General features: G+C 61.0%; 14 protein-coding genes, 1 other RNA gene and 1 pseudogene. 12 read left to right on the forward strand and 4 right to left on the reverse strand.

The window, feature by feature from the left end:
• The 4 genes from H0V78_04350 to rfaQ all read left to right on the forward strand — a co-directional run.
• On the forward strand, positions 1-603 hold a 603-nt coding region (locus tag H0V78_04350), incomplete at its 5' end, for a polysaccharide biosynthesis protein (protein ID MBA2351033.1).
• Complete coding sequence (locus H0V78_04355) at positions 587-1,834, forward strand: O-antigen ligase family protein (protein MBA2351034.1); 1,248 nt, start codon at positions 587-589, stop codon at positions 1,832-1,834. The genes H0V78_04350 and H0V78_04355, both read left to right, overlap by 17 nt.
• Positions 1,834-2,583, forward strand: a complete 750-nt coding sequence (locus H0V78_04360; protein MBA2351035.1) for a glycosyltransferase family 2 protein — start codon at positions 1,834-1,836, stop codon at positions 2,581-2,583. Before H0V78_04355 ends, H0V78_04360 begins: the two co-directional genes overlap by 1 nt.
• A gap of 6 nt (positions 2,584-2,589) precedes the next feature.
• Positions 2,590-3,684, forward strand: a complete 1,095-nt coding sequence (rfaQ, locus tag H0V78_04365) for a putative lipopolysaccharide heptosyltransferase III (protein ID MBA2351036.1) — start codon at positions 2,590-2,592, stop codon at positions 3,682-3,684.
• Between the two features lie 223 nt (positions 3,685-3,907).
• Here the strand turns inward: rfaQ and msbA are convergent, their stop codons facing one another.
• Positions 3,908-5,656, reverse strand: a complete 1,749-nt coding sequence (gene msbA / locus H0V78_04370; protein MBA2351037.1) for a lipid A export permease/ATP-binding protein MsbA — start codon at positions 5,654-5,656, stop codon at positions 3,908-3,910.
• A gap of 217 nt (positions 5,657-5,873) precedes the next feature.
• Between msbA and H0V78_04375 the strand changes: the two genes are divergently transcribed.
• The 8 genes and pseudogenes from H0V78_04375 to H0V78_04410 all read left to right on the forward strand — a co-directional run bounded on the left by H0V78_04375 (position 5,874) and on the right by H0V78_04410 (position 11,936).
• Entirely contained in the window at positions 5,874-6,077 is a 204-nt protein-coding gene (locus H0V78_04375) for a hypothetical protein (GenBank protein ID MBA2351038.1), read from the forward strand.
• A 37-nt stretch (positions 6,078-6,114) separates the two neighbouring features.
• Entirely contained in the window at positions 6,115-6,387 is a 273-nt protein-coding gene (locus H0V78_04380) for a cell division protein ZapA (protein ID MBA2351039.1), read from the forward strand.
• 49 nt (positions 6,388-6,436) lie between these two features.
• Positions 6,437-6,610, forward strand: a non-coding RNA gene (gene ssrS, locus H0V78_04385) — 6S RNA.
• A 65-nt stretch (positions 6,611-6,675) separates the two neighbouring features.
• Positions 6,676-6,771 (forward strand): annotated as a pseudogene (locus H0V78_04390) (EVE domain-containing protein).
• 85 nt (positions 6,772-6,856) lie between these two features.
• Entirely contained in the window at positions 6,857-7,318 is a 462-nt protein-coding gene (locus tag H0V78_04395; GenBank protein ID MBA2351040.1) for an EVE domain-containing protein, read from the forward strand.
• Between the two features lie 78 nt (positions 7,319-7,396).
• Positions 7,397-8,191, forward strand: coding sequence for a sulfite exporter TauE/SafE family protein (locus tag H0V78_04400; GenBank protein MBA2351041.1), 795 nt, complete (start codon positions 7,397-7,399; stop codon positions 8,189-8,191).
• A gap of 24 nt (positions 8,192-8,215) precedes the next feature.
• Complete coding sequence (locus H0V78_04405; protein MBA2351042.1) at positions 8,216-11,398, forward strand: hypothetical protein; 3,183 nt, start codon at positions 8,216-8,218, stop codon at positions 11,396-11,398.
• A 106-nt stretch (positions 11,399-11,504) separates the two neighbouring features.
• Positions 11,505-11,936, forward strand: coding sequence for a cupin domain-containing protein (locus H0V78_04410; protein MBA2351043.1), 432 nt, complete (start codon positions 11,505-11,507; stop codon positions 11,934-11,936).
• Positions 11,937-12,150: 214 nt separating this feature from the next.
• On the opposite strand, the gene H0V78_04415 is transcribed toward H0V78_04410, so the two are convergent.
• The 3 genes from H0V78_04415 to H0V78_04425 all read right to left on the reverse strand — a co-directional run bounded on the left by H0V78_04415 (position 12,151) and on the right by H0V78_04425 (position 14,740).
• Entirely contained in the window at positions 12,151-13,131 is a 981-nt protein-coding gene (locus H0V78_04415; GenBank protein ID MBA2351044.1) for a threonylcarbamoyl-AMP synthase, read from the reverse strand.
• Between the two features lie 55 nt (positions 13,132-13,186).
• The gene (locus tag H0V78_04420) at positions 13,187-13,699 is read right to left on the reverse strand and encodes an SRPBCC family protein (GenBank protein MBA2351045.1); all 513 of its coding nucleotides are present in this window, start codon (positions 13,697-13,699) and stop codon (positions 13,187-13,189) included.
• A 111-nt stretch (positions 13,700-13,810) separates the two neighbouring features.
• Positions 13,811-14,740, reverse strand: coding sequence for a YncE family protein (locus H0V78_04425; GenBank protein MBA2351046.1), 930 nt, complete (start codon positions 14,738-14,740; stop codon positions 13,811-13,813).
• Positions 14,741-14,844: the final 104 nt, after the last annotated feature.

Here is a 14,844-nt window from a genome sequence, read left to right on the forward strand (position 1 = left end):
CTGCAGCAAAGCTCGGGCACGCGCTTTGTCATGGTGCGCTTCGGCAATGTGCTCGGCAGCGCCGGCAGCGTGATCCCGCGCTTTCGCCGGCAGATTGCGAAGGGCGGTCCCATCACCGTCACCCATCCGGAGGTCATGCGTTATTTCATGTCGATACCCGAGGCCTCGCAACTGGTATTGCAAGCCGGGTTGATGGGCAAGGGCGGCGAGATTTTTGTGCTCGAGATGGGCGAGCCGATCAAGATCGTCGATCTGGCCAATACCCTGATCCGGCTATCGGGCTTTAACGACGGCGAGATCGATATCGTATATACCGGCCTGCGTCCCGGCGAAAAACTGTTCGAGGAACTGCTCGCCGATGACGAGAACACGATGCCGACGCCGCATCCGAAGCTGCGCATCGCCCGGGCGCGGGCGGTCGAAATGCAATGGCTGGCCGGATTGCTGGGGTGGTTGAGCGATCCGAAACTCTACGGCGACAAGCAGGTGAAATCGGATTTGGCGGCATGGCTGTCCGAATACCGCGACGCCCCTGATATCAACGACAACTACACGGAGCGCCGCGCCACGGTTCGGGACGTCGAGCATGAGCGCCGCCAGTGATCGGTTTCGAACGCGCTATCGACACGCCGCTTCCAGCGCCGACTACCTGGCGAAATGGTCCGCGGCTGCGCTCGGCTTTTCGATTCCAATCTCTACCGCGCTCGATAATCTGCTGCTCGGCCTGGTCCTGCTCGGGTGGCTCGCCGGCGGCGACTATCGCGAAAAGATGGCTGCGATTCGGCGCAATCCTGTCGCACTGCTTGCGCTCACGTTGTTCACCTTGCTGTTGCTCGGCACGCTGCACGGGCTTGCTCCGCCCGCGGAGCGCCTGGACTTTCTCGGTAAATATAAAGACCTGCTGTTCATCGCTTTGCTGATCACGCTGTTCCGCGATGCGACAACGTGGCGATGTGCGCTGCTGGGCTTTATGCTGGCCATGTTGCTGACATTGCTGCTGTCGACCGTGGCTGGCCTGGGCATCCTTCCTGAAGCGGCTTTTGCGCGCAACCCCGTCAGTAATACGGTCGTCTTCAAACTGCACATCACGCAAAATTTTCTGATGGCGTACTTCGCGTTCGTGCTTGCCAGCGCGGCGCGCCAGCAGCCGGCGGGAAGCAGACGCGTATGGCTCGCGCTTGCCAGCGCCGCGGCGATAGGCAACACGCTGTTTCTGGTACACGGTCGCACCGGTCACATCGTGCTCGCCGTACTGTTGATTTTCTTCTTTGTCCGTTGGCTGCGCTGGAAAGGTCTGGCTCTCGGCTTGCTGGCGGTGGCTTCGCTGTCTGTCGCGGCCTACAACACATCGCCCGTATTCCACGACCGCTCGATGAAAGCGAGCGACGAATACCAGCTCTGGCGCGGTGGCGCGCCTGTCGCCGAAGACAATTCGATCGGTTCGCGGATGCAGTGGTATCGCGCCGGGGCGGCAATCGTCGGCGAGCATCCGCTGATAGGCGTCGGCACCGGCGGCTTCAGACAGGCCTACGCGACTCGCGTCGAAGAAGCGACTGCCGGTCCGCGCAACCCTCACAACGAATATCTACTGCTCGCGATCCAGCTGGGCCCGCTGGGTCCCCTGCTGTTGGTGGCTCTTTTTTACGGGCAATGGCGGTTTGCCTGCCGCTTGCCAAGCACGCTTGAACGCGACCTCGCGCATGGCCTCGTGCTCGCTATGGCGACCGGCTGCCTGTTCAACTCATTTCTGATCGATCATGCCGAGGGTTTGTTTTTCGCCTGGATGAGCGCGTTGTTGTTCGCCGGCCTCAACCGCCAGGACGTGCGGACATAATGGCTCTGTCGGTCATCGTCATAACGCATAACGAAGCCGACGCGATCCGCGATTGCCTGGCCTCGGTCGAATGGGCCGATGAAATCGTGGTGGTCGATTCGGGCAGCAGCGACGCTACGGTCGCGATCTGCCGGGAATTCACCGACAAGGTCGTCGTGCGGCAGTGGCCAGGATTCGGTCCCCAGAAAAATTACGCGTTATCGCTTGCGAGCGGTGAATGGGTGCTATCGATAGACGCCGACGAGCGGGTGCCGGCGGAGCTTCGCGCTCACATCGAAGCGGCACTGCGCAATCCGGCAGGGCGTCACGCGTTTCGGGTGCCGCGACTATCGAGCTTTTGCGGCTGCTTCATGCAGCACGGCGGCTGGCGCCCCGACTATGTCACGCGTCTTTTCCTGCGCGGGCGCGCACGCTTCAGCGACGATCTGGTTCACGAACGCCTGATCGTCGACGGCGAGATCGGAACGCTGCCGCATTCCTTGCTGCATCTGTCCTACGTCGATCTCGAGGAAGTGCTCGACAAGCTCAATCGCTATTCGACCTCCGGCGCCGAGATGCTGGCGCGGCGCGGCGAAAATTCTTCGCTGCTGCGGGCGATCCTGCATGGCGGCTGGGCGTTCTTGCGAACCTATTTTCTGCGCGCCGGATTTCTCGACGGCCGCGAAGGATTCATGCTTGCCGTCACCAACGCCGAGACGACTTATTACCGCTATCTGAAGTTGATGCTGCTCGCCGCCGGCAAAAGATAGCGCTACATGCGGCAGCTCACTCCGACTTCGTCGCCGCGTCGCATCCTGATCATCATCACCCGACGCATCGGCGATGTGCTGCTCGCGACTCCCTTGATTCGTTCGGTGCGGAGCGCGTGGCCGAATGCCAGGCTGGACGCGCTGGTATTCGAAAGTACGGCTGGCGTGCTCGCCGCCAACCACGATATCGACCGCATCATCGCGGTGCCCGAGCGTCCGCGATTCTGGCCGCACGCCAGATTGATATTGAGCTTGATCAGGCGCTACGACCTCGCCGTCTCGATGCTGACCGGCGATCGGCCAACGCTCTATGCGTGGCTCGCCGGCCGCCATCGAATCGGCTTTGTCGAGGAGAACAAGGGTCGCTGGAAGCAGAGTTTGCTCTCGCACGCGGTGGCTTTCGATAACCTGAATACCCATACCGTGTTGATGAATCTGCAGCTCGCCGATGCGCTTGGCATAACGCGGCATTACGAAGTCGCCAGCGGCTGGAGCGGCGCCGAACAGGACAGAGTCAGTAAGCTGCTGGACGGCCCGGCGCCATATGCCGTGCTTCACCCGTACCCGAAATTCAATTACAAAATGTGGCATGACGAGGGCTGGGCGGCGCTGGCGGAATCGCTCTCCGCGCGCGATTTGCGCATCGTCATAACAGGGGGGCCCGATCCTGCGGAAAGCGCTTATGCGCAACGCCTGCTCGAACGCTTTCCGCCTGCGACCATGAATCTGGCCGGCCGATTGACGCTCGCCGAGACCGCTTGTTTGCTGAGCCGCGCGCGGATTTATATCGGGCCCGATACGGCGACCACGCATCTCGCCGCCGCAATGGGCACTCCGACCGTAGCACTCTACGGTCCGTCGAATCCGGTCAAATGGGGACCGTGGCCGCGCCAGCACCGCAGCGATCGCAACCCGTGGCAGCGGCTGGGTAGCCAGCGCCTGCATAACGTCGCACTGATTCAGGGCAATGAGGCATGCGCGCCGTGCCTGTTCGAGGGTTGCGATCGTCATATCGGGAGTTTCAGCGACTGCCTGCGAAATTTGCCCGCGGATAAAGTCATCGCGGCGGCGAACGCTTTGCTCGCTATTCGCGCGCCGTGAGGATCGTCGCCGGTACCAGCCCGGTGTCATCGGATGCCCGGCCGCAACCCGCACCGTGACCGAAAGATAAATTGCGAGTTTCAGGGGCATCGAGTGACTTTCGAATGGCGAAACTGGATTCCCGCGTTCGCGGGAATGACAACCAAACAGGGATTCTCTGAACGAACGGAAGTCGGACGCAAACTTCGCTACAGGGATCGCGATCGGGCCGATCTCTCGCGGTTCATTCCGTCGTCATCGCCTGCGCGGCGAACTGTATGCGGTGCAGCTTCGCGTAAACGCCTGAACGCCGCAGCAGTTCGCGATGCGTGCCGGTCTCGATGATGACGCCGTTCTGCAGCACAACGATGCGATCGGCGCGCTCTATAGTCGACAGGCGGTGTGCGATGACGATGGTCGTGCGGCCGCGCATCAGCGTTTCGAGAGCCGCCTGAACATGGCGCTCGGATTCGCTGTCCAGCGCTGATGTCGCTTCATCGAGTATCAGCAACGGCGCATCCTTGAGCAGTGCGCGCGCGATGGCCAAACGCTGGCGCTGGCCGCCCGACAGGCGCACGCCGTTCTCGCCGATCAGCGTCTGTAACCCCTGCGCCATCTCCTGGATGAATTCCATGGCGTGGGCGGCTTCGGCGGCAGCGATGATTGCGGCTTCAGTGGCCTTGCCCATTTGCCCATACGCAATATTGGCCGCTACCGTGTCGTTGAAGAGCACGACGTCCTGACTGACCAATGCGATATTGGCGCGCAAGCTGGCCAGCGAAATCCGCTCGATATCCATGTTGTCGAGCAGGATGCTGCCGGAATCGATGCGATAAAAACGCGGAATCAGATTGGCGAGCGTGGTCTTGCCGCTGCCCGACGGCCCGACCAGCGCGATCGTCTCGCCGGCGGCAATATTGAGCGAAACGCCTTTCAGCGCCGAGCGCGCGCTTTCCGGGTAGGCAAAGCTTACGTCCTGAAGTCTCAGTTCGCCGCGCGCGCGGCCGATCCCGATATCGCCGGTGTCGGTTTCGGACTGTTCGTCGATCAGGGCGAACACGCTTTCCGCGGCGGCCAATCCGCGCTGCAGATGTTCGTTTACGCTGGTCAAACGCTTGAGCGGCGAGGTCAGCATCAGCATGGCTACGATAAAGGAAACGAATCCGCCGACCGTGGTTTCGTCGCTTGCCGATTGCAGGGTGGCAAGATAAACGATGGCGGCAAGCGCTACTGCCGCGACCATCTGCACGATAGGCACATTGGCCGCGGCGGCCGCGGCTTGCTTCATGGCGAAGCGGCGTGCGCGGTTGCTCATCTCATGAAAGCGCCGCTGCTCGTAGCCCTGGCCGCCGAACAGCTTGACGACCTTCTGCCCCTCGATCGATTCCTCGAGCACTTCGGTGATGTCGCCCATCGCGGTCTGCGTGCCGCGGCTTGCCGAACGCAGGCGCTCGCTAAGCAAGCGCACGATCAGGCTGATCAGCGGCGCCATGACCAGCGCAAGCAAGGTCAGCTTCCAGTTCAGATACAGCAGCCAGGCGAGCAGGCCGACGATGATCAGACTGTCCTTGACGACCACAGTTACAACACTAGTCGCAGCCGACATAACCTGGGCGACATCGAAGGTCAGCTTCGAGATCAGGTTGCCCGTCGTGTGCTGGTCGAAATAGCCGGTCGGCAGCATGACGATCTTCTGAAACATCGCTTCGCGCAAATCCATCACGAGCTTGTTGCCGACCCAACTGCTGGCGAAAGCGCCGGCCCACGTCGCGATGCCGCGCACCAGAAAAATCGCGATAATCAAAATCGGGATCAAGCGTATCCAGAAAGGATCGCGCTGCACGAACGTGCCGTCGAGCATTGGTTTCATGAGCGCCGGCAGCGCGGGTTCGGTCGCGGCAACCACGATCAGTGCGACGATAGACAGCGCGAATGTGCGCCAGTATGGCGCGACGTAACGCAGCAGGCGTTTGTAAAGCGCCAGGCTACTCATCTTGCTATGGAATCGCGGAGACTGGGATGGCGCTGTCCTTGATTGGCGCGCGAGGTCGGAATACCGGAACACCCCGGCGATTATCCGGCATCGCCAATTCCGGGTCAAAAACGCCGGAGCTGCATTCCGGCGATGGAGCAGCGCCCGCCGGCAAGCGAAAAAAGGAAAGAGCGCCGTCAGTTGACCCCGCGGAATTTTTCAACTTATAGTGCGCGGTATGGACAATGAACTCAGCGCGTTGGAAGACAGGATCAGTGAAGTAGCCGAAGTGTGCCGCCAGTTGCGCGCCGAAAACGCGCGGCTCAAGGAGCAGATCGCGGCTGCCGATCTCGACAAGAAGCGTCTCGCGCAAAATATGGAAACCGCGCGCAGCCGGCTCGAGACGCTGCTGAGGCAGATGCCGCAAGGCACCGAGGTTTGACGTGCCGCTCGAAGGCAAAAGCCTCAATGTCAACATCATGGGGCGCGAATTCCGCATCGCCTGCCCGGACGACGAGCGGCAACAACTGCTGGACGCAGTCGCCCATCTGAACGGAAAAATGCGCGAAGTGCAGGACACCGGCAAGGTGCTCGGCAACGAACGCATCGCCATCATGGCCGCTTTGAACATGGCGCACGAACTGCTGACGGCGCGCACCAGCGGTTTTGACACGTCCGGTTTTAAGCGTAGAATCGAATCCATGCAAATGACTTTGGATCAGGTCATTTCGCAGCAGGATCAAGCGCGCTAGCAACAGCAGATCAAGGCCCGAGCGGTGCAGCAGTTCACGCATTTCGAGTCGTCCCCTGCGGTGTTTGTCCGGCCATATTCTTTGAACCAACTTTGTAAGAATAGGTTGCTGATCCGTTTCGGCGCCGTTGTGCGTATCCTTCTGGAATCGCCTGAAGCGCCGGGTAGGCGACCCCTTGAACCCTAGGTTCAAGATCTGGCCAGACGGCATCTGCGGGGGGCCTTATTCCAAGAAACGTTCCTGATTTTTTAATGCGGCCCTGGCCGCATTTTTATTTTCCAGAACCGCATGCCTTATTGGTTGATGAAATCCGAGCCTGACGACGTTAGCATAGACGATCTGGCCGGAATGCCGAAGCAGACTGTTGCCTGGTATGGCGTGCGCCCCGGACTCGGCGGGCGCGAAGCGCCGGGAGCGGGTAGGGGCGCGACGCACGCCGGTGGCGCTGCACGTTGATTCGATAAATGCCATGCGCTACTGGTTGATGAAATCCGAACCGGATGATGTCAGCATCGACGATCTGGCGGCGATGCCGGAGCAGACCGTGGCGTGGTATGGCGTGCGCGGCTATCAGGCGCGCAATTTCATGCGCGATCAAATGCAGGTCGGAGACGGCGTTTTGTTCTATCACTCGAGCTGCGCCGAACCCGGCATCGCCGGACTCGCCGTGGTTGCACGGCAGGCTTACCCGGATGCAACGCAGTTTGATAAATCGAGCAAATATTACGACGCGAAAGCCAGCAGAGAGAATCCGCGCTGGTTCAATGCCGATGTCAGGCTGACCAGGAAAACGCGTCTGCTCGGCCTCAAGGAAATGCGCGACCATCCCGAACTCGCCGCGATGCGCGTTCTGCGCAAAGGCAACCGGCTGTCGATAACGCCGGTCGATCCTCACGAGTGGCAATTCATTATCAAGCTGCTTGGCGCTTGATCCTCAGCTCCCCGAACTCCGCGCATTCAAACGATCGATCAGCCCGGTTGTTCGGCATAATCCGGCATATCGCGCCCCATGCACTGGTGGCTGATCTACCTGCTGCTCGGCGGTTTCGCGGGTTTGTTCGCCGGCTTGCTTGGCGTCGGCGGCGGACTCACCGTGGTGCCGCTATTGCTGATGATTTTCGCCGCGCAAGATCTGCCCGAGGCGCATCTGATGCAATTGGCGCTCGGCACGGCGATGGCCGGCATCGTCTTCACATCGATTTCGAGCTTGCGTGCGCATCACCTGCACGCCGCTGTCGATTGGCAAGTCGTGCGGCGAATCGCGCCGGGCATTGTCGCCGGAACCTTGCTCGGCACCGCACTCGCCGGACAACTGCATAGCCGCGCGCTGGCCATATTCTTTGCGCTGTTCGCCTATGCCGCCGCAACCCAGTTGCTGTTGAACGTTCGCCCGAAACCGACGCGCGAATTACCCGGCAAGGCCGGCATGACGGCGATAGGCGGCGCGATTGGCGGCGTGTGCAGCTTGGTCGCGGCAGGCGGCGGGCTGCTCATGGTGCCGTTTCTGGCGTTTTGCAATGTTCCGCTGCACCGCGCGATCGGAACGGCTGCCGCAGTCGGCTTTCCGATCGCCGTGGCCGGCACGTTCGGCTACATCGTGAACGGCAGCGGCAAGCCAGGCCTTCCTGAACATGCGTTCGGATTCGTTTATTTGCCGGCGCTGTTCTGGCTCGTCAGCGCAAGCATGCTGACGGCGCCGCTCGGCGCCAAGATCGCGCATCGCATGAAAGTCGCGAACTTGCGCAAGGTTTTCGCCGCACTGCTCTACGTGCTGGCGACCAAAATGCTTGCAAGCGTTCTCTAGCCCGGCCACCAATGATCGCTTGCAATGCCCCGTAAATCCCCGCCCTTGGCAAGACTCACTCGCCCACGGCTGCATGCTGCGCTGCCGCGAGAGCGGCTGTTTGCCCTGTTGGATGCGCAGCGCAAATACCCACTGATCTGGGTAACGGCGCCGCCCGGCGCAGGCAAGACAACACTCGTTGCGAGCTACTGCGAAGCACGCAAAATCCCCTCGCTCTGGTATCAAGTGGACAGCGGCGACAGGGACCCCGCGACGTTCTTCTATTACCTGCGCCTGGCTGCCCTTGCCACGGTAGAAAAAAAGCGCGCCAAGCTGCCTCTGCTTACCTCGGCTTATTCGTCCGATCTTGGCGACTTCATTCGGCGCTGGTTCCGCGAGCTTTTTGGCTTACTCCCGCGTGACGCAATGCTGGTGCTTGATAACTATCAAGACGCTCCTGCAGATTCGGCTTTCCCCGCTTTGATCGTCGCGGCCGCCGCTGAAGTCCCCGAGACCCTGACGGTTGTGATTATTAGCCGAAGCGAACCTCCACTGGAGTTCGCGCGCTTGATCGCTGAACAAAAGTTAGTCACGCTCGATTGGAATGAACTACGTCTGACGCTGGAAGAAACCACGGCAATTGCCTCAATTAAGCATCCGCTGCGCGAGGACATGCTGCGTTGTCTACACGAGCAGTGCGGCGGCTGGGCCGCGGGCGTAGTCCTGATGCTGGAACGGTTCCGCCAAACCGGCACGATGAACAGGATCGCCGGCGGCGAGGCAATGGAAACGATTTTCGCTTATTTTGCCGAACAGATTTTCAACCAGACTTCGGCACAAAACCAGCAAGCCCTCATCCGCACGGCGCTTCTGCCCCGGATGACGCCGGAACAGGCGGAATTGATCAGCGGAGACGCGGATGCGGGCAAGCTCCTCGATCAGCTTTATCGCAGGCACCTCTTCACGGATCGGCGTTTAGGTCCCGAGCTCACTTACCAGTACCACGCGCTGTTTCGCGAGTTTCTCCTGGCAAAAGCGCGCCAGATGTTGACGGAGCAGCAACTCGACACCTTGCGTCGCCATGCCGCGGAATTGCTCGATTTCGCCGAGCAGCCCGATGCCGCGATTGAGTTGCTCCGTGAAGCCGGAGACTGGGCTGCCATCGCGAAGACTGCGCTCAAGTGGGCGAAGAGCTTCATCGAACAAGGTCGGCACAACCTGCTTAACAGTTGGTTTGAACTCCTGGCGCCGTCGCTGTTCGGGGAGAGCCCGTGGCTATGCTACTGGCGCGGATTTGCCTTGATGCCCGTTCAGCCCTCGGCGACCGTGAAGTGGTGCGAGCGCGCGTTCGCTTTATTCAGACGCAACGGCGACAGAGCAGGATTGCTGCTGTCATGGGCGCGCATCATTCAGGCGATCCGCTTTGATCCGCGGTGCGATCTCAAGCAAATGGACGCATGGATCGCCGTCGCCGATCAACTGCTCGCGGAACATTCCGGCTTTCCTTCCGAGGAGGTCGAATATCAATTCGTCTACGGCATGTACGTCGCCTTGCAGCACCGCATGCCCTGGCACCCGCGGCACAACGCATGGCGCGACCGCGCGATTGCCCTGGGTTTGTCGAGTACCGACAGCGCAAACCGCGCCTATCTCGCCTATCTGGCGGTGAGCTTCGAAACCCAGCGCGGACATCTTGTGCAGGCAAAGCTCGTGCTCGACGCAGTATCGCGCGTGAAGAATCTGTCCGCGCTTACGCAGGCCTTCAGCTATGTCGGCCGCATTCAGCTGGAAATCGAGCTGGGCGAGACCGATGCCGCGTTATGCACGATGGAGGCGGGCCTTGAGAATGCGAATGAGAGTGGCATCCATGTCTGGGACATGTTCTTGCGCTGGCACGGCGGACGTGCGGCGCTTTTGCGTGGCGATATTGCGCTCGCGCAACGCCTGCAGGCACAGATCGCCACGCACGCCGATATCATGTCGAGTGTTCCGGGTTACTTCTATCATTACCTGTCGGCGCTGATCGCGTTGCTTCAGCGCAGCTTGCCGACCGCTGCGCTGCATGCCGAAAAGGCCCTCGCGTTGAATTTGACATCCGGATGGTTGGTTGCGGAGGCGCGCTGCCGGCTGCTTTTAAGCCGCGTGCTGCTGGAGATGGAAAGCCTGGGTGACGCAAGGGAACAGCTGGCAACCATGAAAGCGCTCGCCACTCGTCTCGATTATCCTGCCCTCCTCAGTCAGGCATTGCTGCAGGAAGCTTTGCTCGCGTTCGCTGAAGGCGATGAGACAGCCGGGCTTGATGCGCTTAAGTCAGGGCTGAAATTCGCGCAAGAGCTCGAAATCAAGCAGACGCTATGGTTTTGCCCCGCCGATGGGAGCCGTCTGTGCTCGCGCGCCATGCAAACGGGAATAACGCCCTATTTCGTCAAGGAAGTCATCCGCTGTCGTACGGTGATTCCGGAAACGCCGGACATCGAAAACTGGCCGTGGCCCGTGCAACTGCTCACCTTTGGACGATTCTCGCTTATCCGCGATGGCAAGCCGGTGGAGTTCCACCATAAGGCGCCAAAAAAGCCATTGGCGTTGCTGAAAGCGATTGTTGCTTTCGGCGGTAAAGCGATTCCGGAGGAACAGCTTGCGGCAGCGCTTTGGGCCAATGAAGAAGGTGATGCCGCGCACCAGCTTTTCACAGCCGTCGTTCACCGCGTCCGCAGGCTGCTCGAGTACGATGAAGTTATCAAGATCAAGGAGGGGCGGGTCAGTTTGAATCCTCGCCTTTGCTGGGTCGACGTATGGGCTTTTCAGCGCCTGCTCGGCCAGGCGGAGCAGGCTGCGCGCAGTGGCGACCTTGATCGGCAATGCCAGGTTATCGACCGGGCGCTTCGCCTGTATCGTGGCGGGTTTCTTGCCGCCGACACTGAAGAATCGTGGGCAATGGCGATGCACGAGCGCCTGCGTAGTCTTTTCATCCGCAATCTCGCGACGCTCGGCCAGCACTTGCAGACCGCGGGTCGGCACGAAGAAGCGCTCGCGTGCTATTTGCGCGGCACTGAAGCCGATCCGCTCGCGGAAGAATTTTATCAAGGCCAGATGCACTGTTACCTGAAGGTAGGCCGCCACGCGGAAGGCTTGGCGGTGTACCGGCGCCTGCGGCAAATACTTTCCGTCACCTTGGGCATCGCGCCGTCCGCGCCTTCGGAAGCGCTCCATCGCAGTTTGCTTGGCTGAGCTGGCGCCTTTTTTCCGAATACGTCAGTAATCTGATAGCTCCCTGGTGCTACCTTCGTAGTGCCGAACGAGTTGGAGTTCGGCGAACTTTTCAAAGGAGGAAACCATGAACAAACGAACTTTATTTTTTGCAGCCGCCAGCATTTTCGTAACAGCCGCGCACAGCGAGCCCACGGTAACAGCGACGATGCCCGGCGACGTCAAATGGGAGGAATCGCCTTTCCCCGGTGTGGAAAAAACCGTGATCTCCGGCAACCAAGCCGGACCGGGGCTATACGTCTCACGCACCAAGTTCGCCCCGGCGAGCAAGATCGGGCCGCATACCCATCCGGATACTCGGCAGGCCACGGTCCTCTCCGGTGAGCTCTACTTCGGTTTCGGAGAAACTTTTGATACCAGCAAGGCGAAACGCTACCCGGCTGGCGCACAGATTACGGTACCCGCAAACACGCCTCATTTCCTCTGGGCTACCGATCGCGAGGCCATTTTGCAGGAGGTTGGCGTCGGTCCGTCGGGCATGACGATGCTCAAGAAATAACAGGCTGGACAACTCGTGGGCGCTTATTCCCGTCTCATGCTGTTTGCCCGGCTCGGCCTTTTTTTCATCGGTAAGACAGCGGTAGGACCGCGGACGTTATTGTGGACATGTCCGCGATGGGCATTTTCTTGCGCGCTCGGCTATAGAGGCGTGCCGCCGGCTTCTCGGCTTCCGCGGAATGCGAATAAGGTGTTGCAAGTTCACAGTTAGTTGCTTACGGTTCGACCCCCGTCTCGGCATGAGCCGCCCGCATCAGGCGATCGCGCGGCGCGGCCCAGGCCGGTTCGTCCGGCGGCGCTTCGACAAGAATCACATCGCAGCCGCGCTCGTCCAGACGGCGCAGATTGGCGTAAAGCTCGCGCGCGTATTCGATAGCATTACGCTGCGCCACGATCGAGCAGGCTGCCCCCGGTACTGAGACACTGGCAAGGACAGCGGCGCGCTTGCCCGTTTCTCGAAGCGTTGCCGCAGCGGAGGCCAGGTGTTCGATCGAAACCAGGCGCAATGGCGTGCGCGGCGCGTAGTGCGCCGCCAGCATTCCCGGTGCGCGCGGGGAACGCAGTTCGGGATTCGCCAGCGGAGCGGCCAAAGCTTCGGCGAGATCGCGCGCCGTAATCCGCCCCGGGCGCAACACGGCCGGCTGCGCTCCCGAAACGTCGACGATCGTCGACTCGATGCCGATATCGCAGGCGCCGCCGTCGAGCAAGAGATCGACATCGGTGCCCAACTCAGCGCGGACATGCTCGGCCGTCGTCGGGCTGATGCGGCCAAAGCGGTTCGCCGACGGCGCAGCGATAGCGCCGCCGAACGCGCACAACAACGCTCGCGCGACCGGGTGCGCCGGAATACGCAAACCCACCGTATCCTGCGCTCCGGTGATGGCGTCGCTGACGCCGGCCGCACGGCGCATGATCAGGGTCAGCGGACCGGGCCAGAAGCGTTCGGCGAGCAGCCGTGCAGCGGGCGAGACCGGATCGGCCCATTGTTCGAGTTGTGCGATGTCGGCGATGTGAACAATGACCGGATGGTCGTGCGGGCGGCCTTTCACGCGGAAAATTTTTTGGACTGCCGCCGGATTCGTTGCGTCGGCGCCGAGACCGTAGACCGTCTCGGTCGGAAAAGCGACCAGCCCGCCGCGCTTCAATACCGCGACGGCCCGGTCGATTTGTGCTGCGGAAACTTCAGTTTGCGCCATGATGGCACGCCTAGCAGGCTGATCGATTCAAAAATCAGCGCAGCGCCGCGCCGGTTTACTTCTCCAGCGTTTTCTTCAGGTTTTCCAGACCGCTCTTGTAGATGCCGGTGATGGCCTTGACCGCGGCTTCGTCGCTCAGCTCTGGCGGCGGGTCGTTATTGGGGAAACCGCGGTAGAACGCGCCGCGCCATTCAACCTGCGAGCCGCCATCAGCCGGCTTGACGCTGAGCGTGGACTGATAGTTCGAGACCGGCAGCGTGCCTTCCTTGTAGCGATATTTCAAGGTCATCTGTTCGTCGTTGATGCTTTCCAGTTCCTCGACCGCCTTGCCGCCGCCCTTGATGGTCAGCGTGCGAACCGAGCCGGCTTTGCTGCCGTCGGTCGCCGTGCTTTTTTCGACCGCCGGATGCCAGCTTTGCAGGCCGTTAAAATCCTTGAGCTTGGCCCAGACGGCGGCGGGCGGCGCCTTGATCGTGACTTGCTCGGTCACCTTCTGGCGGGTCGGGCCGTGCGCGATCGCGAGCGACGACGCGGCGGCCAGTATCAGAAGCGCAATAGCTGAGCGCATGGAATCTCCTGTTGGTTGGTTGCAGGGTTATAACGATTCGAGGGAGAGATCCGCTGACACGCTGGCGGCTCGCGTCCGGACAATACCGTCGCGACCGGCAGCGCCGTCCGTTCACGGCGCGCCGATGAACTGACCGAAGCCGCGGCTGTTTTTCCCGGTCGCGATCGTCATCAGGATTTTATGGCTGTCGGTATCCATGACGCCGACATTGTCGTCCATCCAGTTGACAACGTAAGCGCGCTTGCCGTGAATGGCGATGCCCTCGGGGAAGCCACCGGCCGGCACGGTTTCGAGCAGTTTGTTGGTTTGCGTATCGATAACCGAAACGCTGTCGGCGTGCTGATTGGTGACAAAAAGCTTGTCGCCAGCCGGGGTCAGCGCCGCGCAATACGGCGTGTTGCCGACCGCGATCGTGGCAATGAGCTTGTTCTGCTTCGAATCGACCACCGAAACATCGTTGCTTTGCACATTGACGACGTAAACGCGCCCGGCCTTGTCGTCGAGCGTGATGGCGAAAGGATGGTCGCCCGCGGGTATCGTCGCCAGAGTCTGATAGCTGATTGTGTCGATCACCTGAACGTTGTTGCTGTCGCGGTTCGCCACATAAATGCGCTTGCCGTCGGCGCTGGCCGCGATTCCGGCCGGCGCCTTGCCGACGCGAACGCTGGCGAGAATCTGATGCTTGCCGCCGTCGATGACAACGACGCGGCTGTTGAACCAGTCCGCAACGTATATTTTGCCGCCATCCGGCGCCACGGCAATGCCGACAGGTCCGCCGCCGATCGGCAGGCGCGCGATGGTTTTGTTGCTGGTCGTGTCGATGACGGAAACGTCTTTGCTGTCGGGATTGGTGACGTAGGCGCGTCGGGTTGCCGAGCTGACGGCAACACCGGCAGGCGATCTGCCGACCGGCACGGTCGCCACGACGCGGTCGTTGGCCAGATCGATGACGCTGACATTGTTGCTGCCTTGATTCGTGATATAGGCAAATGGGGCGGCCTGGGCGAGCGTGGCGAACGAGAACAACAGCGCTGGCAGCAGCCGGCGAAGAAGCGGCGGCGGCGGAGGATCGAGGTGGGGGTGTAACGGCCCCGCCCAGCCCGGTCGCGGCCTTCCGCCCAGGGAAAAGAAGCCCCGCCGGAGAG

Source organism: Burkholderiales bacterium, from assembly GCA_013695435.1.
In the GTDB taxonomy this organism is placed as follows: Bacteria; Pseudomonadota; Gammaproteobacteria; order Burkholderiales; family JACMKV01; genus JACMKV01.